Origin of the sequence: Acidovorax facilis, assembly GCF_023913775.1 — a bacterium.
Classification (GTDB): domain Bacteria; phylum Pseudomonadota; class Gammaproteobacteria; order Burkholderiales; family Burkholderiaceae_C; genus Acidovorax; species Acidovorax facilis.
The window spans coordinates 1-9,065 of sequence record NZ_JAMXAX010000188.1 but is presented as its reverse complement, the minus strand read 5'-3'; the positions used below and the strand labels follow the sequence as shown (position 1 = coordinate 9,065).

Sequence of the window (9,065 nt, the reverse complement as noted above, 5' to 3'; positions counted from 1 at the left end):
ACAACCACCAGTTACCGCAGTCAGCGCTCAAGAGCAGTACGCCGATGCAGGCGATGAAAGAGTGGTACCAGACCCACCCGCACCTGTTTCACAAGCGACCATATGATCGTACGGGATGCGACACCTACGAATAGACCGCTGATTCGAGGGGGCGGTTTTCGCCTTCTTATTACGTGTGCGGTACGTCTGCCGTGCAAAAACGTGCGTATTTCACGGTCGCGGCAGCCCAGCCGCAATCCGAGTCTTCATCTCTCGCAAATCGCAGTATCGTTCGCGTTTTCTTCCTGCAAGCGAACCCAAGAAAGCGAGCAGGTTTGTCAACACTGCCGGGAGGGCACCATGAACCTGATTGAGCGCGCCAAGAGCATTCTTCTGCAACCCAAGGACACCTGGGTCACCATTGAGGCCGAGAGCACCGACGCCGCCACCCTGTACACCCGCTACGCCATGATTTTGGCCGCCGTTCCGGCAGTCTGCGGTTTCATTGGCATGTCGCTGATCGGTTTTGGGGGCTTTGGCGTCACCATCCGCGTGCCCTTTGTCTCGGGGCTGGTGAACATGGTGGTGTCGTATGTGCTCAGCCTCGTGGGCATCTTCGTGCTCGGGCTCATCATCGATGCGCTGGCCTCCACCTTTGGCGGCCAGAAAAACTCCATCCAGGCCCTGAAGGTGGCCGTGTATGCCAGCACGGCGGCCATGCTGGGCGGGGTGTTCAGCCTGCTGCCTGCGCTTTCCATGCTGGGCCTGCTGGCGGCGCTGTACTCCATCTACCTGCTCTACACCGGCCTGCCGGCGCTCATGAAAAACGCCCCCGAGAAGTCGGTGGTCTACACCGTGGTGGTCATCATTGCGGCCATCGTGATGGGGGTGGTCATCGGCGCTGTCAGTGCGCTCTTCCTGCCCCGTGGCGGAGCGATGTTTGGCCGGGCCGATGCGCCCGCCATCACCATGAACACGCCGGGCGGCAAGGTGTCCATCGACACCGCCGGGCTGGAGGCCGCAGGCAAGAAGATGGAAGAGGCCGCCCGCAAGATGGAAGAAGCGCAAAAGAGCCAGGACCCCGCCGCCATTGCCGCTGCTGCTGGTGATGCCGCCAAGGCCGCCGCAGGTGCGCTGGGGGGTGGCCAGGCCATTGCGGCGCAGTCGCTCAAGGCGGCACTGCCCGAGAAGCTCGCCGGCCTGCCGCGCACGGGCTTTGATGTGCAGGACGGCGCCGCCCTGGGCCTGCCCACCAGCCAGGCCAGTGCGCAGTACGGCAGCGATGACAAGCAGGTGCGCCTGGAGATCGTGGACATCGGCGGCCTGGGGCAGATGGCGGTCATGGCCATGGGCATGGCCCAGGGCGAAAAAGAAGACCCAACGAGCGCCGAGAAGACCTGGCAGGAGGGTGGCCGCACCCTGCACCAGCGCTATGAAAAGGACGGCAGCCATGCCGAGTTCAAGACCATCCTGAAAAATGGCCTGGTGGTCAGCATTGAGGGCGACAACATGGGTGTGAAGGATCTGCGGGGCTTCATGTCGCAGGTGGATCTCAATGCCCTGGAAAGCCTCCAGCGCAAGGGCAAATCCTGAAGGCTGCAGTGCGCCGTGGCGCAATGTGGCATAAAAATAATAGCAGCCGGCGCTTTATAGATAAGCGCTAGAGCCTATTTTTGGCTTAGATGGTGGTTCCCTGTTCGCGGGGGAACGTCACCACATGGTCCACCTGTGCGCGGATGCCTATCCACTCGCCCAAGGCGTGGTCGTGGTGGCTGGGCACATGCGCCAGCACCGTGTGGCCGCTGGCCAGGCGCAGCGTGTACAGAAACTCCGAACCCCGGAACGACTTGCGCACGATCTGCGCCTGCACGGGGGCATGGTCGTCGTGCACGATGTCATCCGCACGCAGCAGCACATCACATTCGCCACCGGGGTAGCTGCTGGGCAGGGGGCATTCTTCCAGGTCGGTCAGCTCGCCCAGCGGCGTCTGCGCCACCACGTTGTTGCCGCGCTGCAGCAGCGTGGCAGGGGCGAACACGCCATGGCCGATGAAGTCGGCCACAAACCGTGTGGCGGGGCGGTGGTACAGGGTGTACGCATCGTCCCACTGGTGCAGATGACCTTCGTGCATCACGCCGATCACGTCGCCAATGGCAAAGGCCTCGAACTGGTCGTGCGTCACAAACAGGGCCGTGGCGCCAGCGGCTTTCAGAATGCCGCGCACCTCGTGGGCCAGGCGCTCGCGCAGGTCCACGTCGAGGTTCGAAAAAGGCTCGTCCAGCAGCATGAGCTGCGGGCGCGGTGCCAGGGCCCGAGCCAGGGCCACGCGCTGCTGCTGCCCGCCAGAAAGCTCGTGCGGAAAGCGGTTCTCGCTGCCCTCCAGCCCCACCAGCTGCAGCACCTCGGCCACGCGCGCGGCCTGCTCGGCGCGGGGCAACTGGTGGATGCCAAACGCCACGTTGCGGCCTACCGACAGGTGCGGGAACAGCGCGTAGTCCTGGAACACCATGCCAATGCGCCGCAGCTCGGGCGGCACGCTGAGCGTGGCGCTGCTGACCACACTTTTGGTCAGGCGGATCTCGCCGCCCGTCACGGGCTCCAGCCCTGCCACAGCGCGCAGCAAGGTCGTCTTGCCACAGCCCGAGGGGCCGATCAGCACACCGATATCGCCTGCATGCAGGCCCAGCGTGACGCCTTCCACCGCCGCGTTGGGGCGGCCTGCGTAGCGCACTTCGAGTTGGGAGACCTCTAGAAACATCGCCTGATTCTAGGCGGGCAGGGACGAATGCTTAAAATTCGCATTTGCATTCCTGATCGTTGCCCGGCCTGAGCCTGCCAGCGGGTGTGCGCTTTCTTACTTTGCCGAGCCACTCGCCTTGCGCCGCACGCCATTTTCTGCCCTTCGCACCATCCCTTTGATCCTGTTCGCGGGGTTTCTTGCGCTGCCCGTGCTGGCCGTGCTCGCATCGTGGTTGCCCGTGGGGCAGGGCGATGCGCAGGCGGGCGCCATCCTGCGCGAGATGGCAGCCACCGTGTTGCCCGGCTATGTGTGGACCACCTTGTGGCTGAGCGTGCTGGTGGCCCTGGGCGCGGCCATTGTGGGCACAGGCACGGCAGCCGCGGTGACGCTGTTTGATTTCCCGGGCCGCCGTACGTTTGAATGGCTGCTGCTGCTGCCCCTGGCCATGCCCGCGTATGTCACCGCGTATGCCTACACCGATTTTCTGCAGTTCAGCGGCCCGCTGCAGGTGGGCCTGCGCAACACCTTTGGCCTGGAAGGCCGCCTGCTGCCCGAGGTGCGCAGCCTGGGCGGCGCGGTGTGGGTGTTCATCTTTTCGCTGTACCCGTATGTATACCTGCTGGCGCGCACGGCGCTGGGCGAGCGTGCCGCGCACCTCATGGAGGCCGCGCGCCTGCTGGGCGCACCGCTGTCGCGCCGCATCCGCGCCGTGGCGTTGCCCCTGGCACGCCCTGCAGTCGCTGCAGGCGTTGCGCTGGTGCTGATGGAAACGCTGGCTGACTTTGGCGTGGCCAGCTACTTCGGCATCCAGACCTTCACCACCGGTATCTACAAGGCCTGGCTGTCGATGGACAACCGCCTGGCCGCCGCGCAGCTGGCCACCATGCTGCTGGTGGTGGTGATGGCGCTGCTGCACCTGGAACATCGCGCGCAAAAGCGCATGCGTTTCGCCACGGGCGGCGGGCGCGCAGGCTCGGCCGAGGCACAGCCCCTGGCGCTGCGCGGCGCACGCCGCTGGGCCGCCTGGGTGGTGTGCGCGGTGCCGGTGGTGATGGGTTTTGTCGCCCCGGTTCTCTTCATGCTGCGCCCGCTGGCGGCCGACTGGTCGGTGCTGCCGTGGGAGCGATTCATGGAATGGGCCTGGCACAGCGTGCGCTTGGGATGCATCACCGCTGCGCTGGCCGTGATGATTGCGCTGGCCCTGGCGTTTGCCGTGCGCCGCCAGCCTGATGCGATCACGCGCGGCGTGGTGCAATTGGCCAGCGTGGGCTACGCCGTGCCAGGTGCCGTCATTGTGGTGGGCCTGCTGCTGCCCGTGGGCTGGCTGCAGGCGGCCATGCCGCAGTGGGGCGTGGGCGCGCTGGTCACGGCCACGGCGTTGGGCATCGTATGGGCGTACCTGGTGCGGTTCTGCGCGGTGGCGCTGCAGTCCATTCAGAGCGGTTACGCGCGAATTCCCCCCAGCCTGGATGACTCTGCCCGCATGCTGGGCATGGGCAGCGTGGGCCTGATGGCGCGCGTGCATGGGCCGCTGCTCAAGCGGTCTACCGCTGCTGCCGCGCTGCTGGTGTTTGTGGACGTGATGAAGGAGCTGCCCGCCACCATGGTGCTGCGCCCCTTCAACAGCGACACCCTGGCCGTGGTGGCCTACCAGCTGGCGCGCGATGAGCGGCTGGGTGAGGCGGCGTTGCCTTCCCTGGCGCTGGTGGCCGTGGGGCTGGTGCCGGTGATCTTGCTGAGCCGCACGCTGCGTAGCCGAGGGTGACCTGCGCTGAGGCATCCCGCTCCCGCCCAACAAAAAGCCGCCCGAGGGCGGCTGGCAGTGCGCTGCTGTGAGCGGACCCTTTTCATTCGCTCCAATCGGAGTGCTTCTCGCACAGCTTGTTGGTTTCCTTGCCCTTGCGGGTTTCGGCGAACTTCACGAGGTTGCCCTTGAAATCTTCGGGCGTTTCATTCCACATGCAGGTGCACCATGCCTGGGCCTTGGTTTGGCCCTTGATGGGGCTGGGCTCGTTGCCACCCTCGTAGACGGTGGCAGAGTAGCTCAGGCACTGCCGGTATTGCGCGTCGCCTGCAGGTGGGCGGTTGTAGTCGGTGGCGGCCCAGGCCGAAGTGCCAGCGGCCAACAGGAGGGCGGCGCCAGTGATGGTGCGGATCAGTTGCATGGGGAAAATCTCTGCGAGGGATGGAGCCCCCGCACGCCCGGGATGGACGTGTGGGGGGTGAAGCCAGTGTAGTTGTTTGAAACAAAAAGTATCAAACAAAAATGACGGCTCAGCCACCTGTCGTAGGCAAGACACGGGCGCGCCTGCGGTGGCCCCGTCCGGCACGCTGCGACGCCGGGCCCGCTACGAATGCGAACTTGGCGCCCAGCCGCCGCAATCCAATGACAACCCCCGTTGCGCTCAGCACCGCACCACCCAGGCTCAGCACAATGAGAACGATGTCCCACAGCGGGCGCCGCTCCAGCAGCGGCAGCCAGTCCCAGCTGTGCAGCATGGAGAACAGCCAGCGGCTGGTACGGCGATAACTGTCGGTGCGGCCGAGTACGGCGCCGGTGTGGGGGTCGATGTGGACCCAGGTGGCATGGGGGTCGTCAAACACCAGGCGCAGCGCGGGCAGGGGCTTGTCGCCCCCACCCGTCATGGTGTGGGTGGCGCGGTCGTAGTAATGCAGGTCGTAGGCGGTCAGCGTTTCGGTGCGCGCCACGGCGTGGGGCAGCAGGCGCGCTGCGGCCTCGGCCACCGCGCCTGGGGGCCACTGGTGGGGCGCGGCGGTGGTCGCATCGAGCAGCGCGGGGGCGCCGGTCGGGCTGTAAGCAAGCACCAGCGGGTGGCCCGCGCTTTGCACCCAGCGCAGCTCCCGCGTGTTCGGCGAAACGCCTGACAGCAAAGCCTGCGCGGTGGCGGCTTGCGGGGGCAACACCAGCGGGCCGCCATTCATGGCCTGCTGGCGCAGTGGCGCGGCGCCGCTGTCAAAAATCTTCCATGGGTTCATGGACATGAGGCCGCTGAAGATCCAGGTGAATGTGATCAGCGCAAACACCAGTCCGAACACATGGTGCCAGCGCATCATGAAGCCCCGGTAGGGCGTTCGCGAACCCGTCTTGTACCGGCCCTGGAAGCGCCAGCGCAGCACGCCCACCACGGTGCCCGTCACGGTGAGCACGATGCCCGCGATGGACAGCCAGTTGACGATGTCCGTCCAGTAGTCGTTGAAGACATTGCCCCGGAAGGGGTACAGCCAGTGGATCCACGCACCGGCGTAGTTCCAGGCGCGCTCCTGCAGCGGCGCATCGCGCACCACCTCGCCCGTGGTGCCGGAGACGTAGACCACGATGCCCGCGCTGTCGCCCAGGTGCAGGCGGTGCAGCGGGCGGTGCACATCCAGTGCGCGCGAGTGGGTGAAGGCGTCTTCGTCGATCGTGCCCTGGTAGTCGATGGACGGGTTGGCTTCCTGTGCAAAGGCGCGGGCCGAGGCAATGGCGTGCGCAGCGTCCACACGCTGCAACCGCTCGCCCGTGAGGGCGTCGATGACCGCAGGCGCCGGTGCCCTGCGCGTGCGTGGTGCGGCGTCGCCTGTGGAGGCGGCCGGAACCACCAGGTACACCGCCCGCCCGCCGCTGGCCACGGCCAGCCGCAGGTCCTGCAGCGGCCCTGCCAGGCCTGCGCGCGCCAAGGCGTCAGCGGGCTCCAGCAGAGGCTCCGTGCCCAGCGTGGCGCTGCGCAGCGGGGGCAGGTGGGCCAAGCGCTCGGCCTGCGTGAGCTTGGGGTAGCCCACGTACATCATCACCACGCCCGAGACGAACCACATGGCGAAGAAGGCGCACAGCAGAACGCCCAGCCAGCGGTGAACCAGGTACAACCAACGCTTGGCATGCAGCATGTGCGTGTGCTCCTTGCGTTAGAAGGCGGTGTGCAGCGTCACGTCCAGCGTGCGTGGTGCGCCCAGGTAGACCTGATCGCGCGTCTCGGCCGCATAGATGCGGTCGGTGGCGTTGCGCACGCGGCCCGTCAGGGTGGTGGTCTTGTTGACCTTCCAGGCCAGGCCCAGGTCCAGCAGCGTGTACGACGGCCAGAACTTGGTGTTGGCCGCATTGCCATACACCTTGCCCACATGGCGCACACCCGCGCTGGCAGTGACGGTGGGCGTGATCGCATACGACGCCCACAGGTTGGCCACTTGCTGCGGCACCAGTTGCGGCACGTTGCCTGCGCGTGAAACGCCGCCCTGCACAAAGTTTTCATACCGTGCGCGGATCAGCGACAGGTTGCCCTGCAGCTGCCACTGCGCCGTGGGGCGGATGCCTGCCGACAGCTCGATGCCCTTGGACGACTGCTCGCCCACCAGCACCGTGAGGTTGGGGTTGGACGGATCTTGCGATGCGATGTTCTTGCGGCGGATGTCAAAGGCCGCCACCGTGGCGCTGCCCTTGCCGTCCCAGAAGTCAAACTTGCTGCCCACCTCGACCTGGCGGCCCGTGGTCAGCTCGCTGTTGTTGCGCACATCGGCAAACGAGGCAGAGGCCAGCGAACCCGAGGGTGGGTCGGCCGCGTTGGACGCCAGCGCATACAGGTTGGCGCCGGGGGCGATGTCCCACACCACGCCCAGGCGGCCGGTGGTGGGGTGGTAGCTGCGGCTGAACGTGGCGGGTGCGGTGGCTGTGACGGCGCGGCGGTTCACCAGGTCCAGGTCAATGCGCTCGTGCCGCAGCGCGGTGACGAGGTTTACGCCGGATGCCACCAGGGTGCGGTTTTCCAGGTACAGCGCGGTGTTGGTGATCTTGTTGTCCTTATCGGGGTTGAGCGCTGGCGACATGCCGGGAATGTCGAAGAAGTTCTCGGTGGTGAAGTTGTAGGGATTGACCGTGCTCACGGTGACCGAGGGGCCGAACGGGAAACGCGTCTGTTTGTTCACGCTCATGTCCAGGCCAAAAGCCCAGTCGCTCTTTCTGCCTGCGAGCTGGCCTTGGTAGGTGCCCTCCAGCCGGTCGCCCACCAGCGTCTGGTCGTGGCGTTGCAGATAGGGCGCCGTGCGGGTGACGGCCGTGTTGCTCGCGTTGAAGGTGTAGATCTCCACGTTGCGGTAGTCGCGCAGCGCGTCGTACACGTAGAACGTGTTCTTGAGCTGCAGCGCATCGGACACGCGCCATTGCGCCACCGAGCGCAGCCACTGCACGCGATGCTCGTACATGCCGTCGGCGCTGTTGTAGTTCTTGAAGCGCGTGGCCGGGTCGATCTGCAGCGCGCCCACGGCGGGGTTCAGCACCGGCGTGCCCCAGTAAGGGCGGTCCACATGGTCCTTCTGGTATTCGTAGGCCAGCGTGTGGCTGAAGCCACCGCCCAAGTCCGACAGCAGCGAAGTGGCCAGTTGGGTGGACTGGGTTTTGGTGCCCTCGGTCCAGCTGCCTGCGTTGCGGTGATTGAGGTCGATGCGCGCGTAGTGGGCAGGGCCTGCAGTGCCGTCACCGCCTGCGATGCGGCGGTTCAGGCCTACCGACACTTCCTTCAGGTCGTAGGAGCCCAGGCGCAGCTGGCCCTCGGTGAAGTCGCTGCGCTCGGCCGTCTTGGTGATGTAGTTGATTGAGCCGCCCACGCCGCCCGATCCGTACAGAAAACTCGACGCGCCGCCGATGGCCTCGACCCGGTCGTAGATCCAGCTATCGACCGCGCGTGTGGCGCTGCCGTACTGCGGGTTGATGCCGTTGTACAGCTGCGCGACCGAGTTGCTGGTGAAGCCCCGGTAGTGCGCGGACATGGAGCCCGGCGCGTTGTGCGCCACCACGCCCGGCACGGCGCGCAGGATTTCCTGCGTGTCCTGTGCGCCGCGTGCGTCGATGGTGGCGCGATCCACCACAGTGACGGAGGCCGGGTTCTCACGCGCCGTCAGGCCCAGGCGACTACCGGTGTCCACGGGTGTGTCCAGGTTCAGCTTGCCGTTGGGGGATGCGGCGGTGTCCACCACGTCCACGGCCTTGAGCGTGGGCGTGGTGGTCTGGGCAGGGACGGAGAGGGAGGCCAGTGCGCAGGTGGCGAACACGCCCCAGCACGAAGGAGAAAGAGGCAGGCGCCGAGAGCCCGCAGCATGGCGGGAGGAGGAGTACGAACGGGACATGAAAACGCTCTTGTCTTGAGGCGACAGCGCAACCAGGCCCGCGTGGAGTGCACGCAGGGCTGCGCGGTCTGGAAACCAGCGGGAACAAGGCAGCGCCCGACCACCAGGTACGGGGTACTGCCAACAGGCTTCAGATCAAGAGCGCGATGGGGGCCCGCGTGCGGGCAGTGGCGCTGCAGTGGCCGCTGCGATGCGGGCGGCCTCGACGGGCTGCAGCGCATGGGCCAGGGGG

Annotated in this window: 6 protein-coding genes and 1 pseudogene; 3 read left to right on the top strand and 4 right to left on the bottom strand. The window is 66.3% G+C overall.

Going from position 1 to position 9,065, the window contains the following annotated elements:
- Both NFX52_RS28235 and NFX52_RS28230 read left to right on the top strand, forming a co-directional pair.
- Window positions 1-134, top strand: a pseudogene (locus NFX52_RS28235) (IS481 family transposase); the annotation flags it as partial.
- 205 nt (window positions 135-339) lie between these two features.
- A complete protein-coding gene (locus NFX52_RS28230; protein WP_055402045.1) occupies window positions 340-1,572 on the top strand; it encodes a Yip1 family protein in 1,233 nt (410 codons plus the stop codon).
- Between the two features lie 85 nt (window positions 1,573-1,657).
- Here the strand turns inward: NFX52_RS28230 and NFX52_RS28225 are convergent, their stop codons facing one another.
- Window positions 1,658-2,737, bottom strand: a complete 1,080-nt coding sequence (locus tag NFX52_RS28225; RefSeq protein ID WP_055402047.1) for an ABC transporter ATP-binding protein — start codon at window positions 2,735-2,737, stop codon at window positions 1,658-1,660.
- 118 nt (window positions 2,738-2,855) lie between these two features.
- Here NFX52_RS28225 and NFX52_RS28220 point away from each other — a divergent pair, with 118 nt between their 5' ends.
- Window positions 2,856-4,484 carry an ABC transporter permease gene (locus NFX52_RS28220; protein WP_055402049.1) on the top strand — a complete coding sequence of 543 codons (1,629 nt, stop codon included), beginning with the start codon at window positions 2,856-2,858 and terminating at the stop codon, window positions 4,482-4,484.
- Between the two features lie 82 nt (window positions 4,485-4,566).
- On the opposite strand, the gene NFX52_RS28215 is transcribed toward NFX52_RS28220, so the two are convergent.
- The 3 genes from NFX52_RS28215 to NFX52_RS28205 all read right to left on the bottom strand — a co-directional run bounded on the left by NFX52_RS28215 (window position 4,567) and on the right by NFX52_RS28205 (window position 8,833).
- Window positions 4,567-4,884: a hypothetical protein gene (locus NFX52_RS28215; protein ID WP_055402051.1), complete on the bottom strand. Its 318-nt coding sequence runs from the start codon at window positions 4,882-4,884 to the stop codon at window positions 4,567-4,569.
- Between the two features lie 109 nt (window positions 4,885-4,993).
- Entirely contained in the window at window positions 4,994-6,604 is a 1,611-nt protein-coding gene (locus NFX52_RS28210; RefSeq protein WP_055402053.1) for a PepSY-associated TM helix domain-containing protein, read from the bottom strand.
- A gap of 18 nt (window positions 6,605-6,622) precedes the next feature.
- Entirely contained in the window at window positions 6,623-8,833 is a 2,211-nt protein-coding gene (locus tag NFX52_RS28205) for a TonB-dependent receptor (protein WP_055402055.1), read from the bottom strand.
- Window positions 8,834-9,065: the final 232 nt, after the last annotated feature.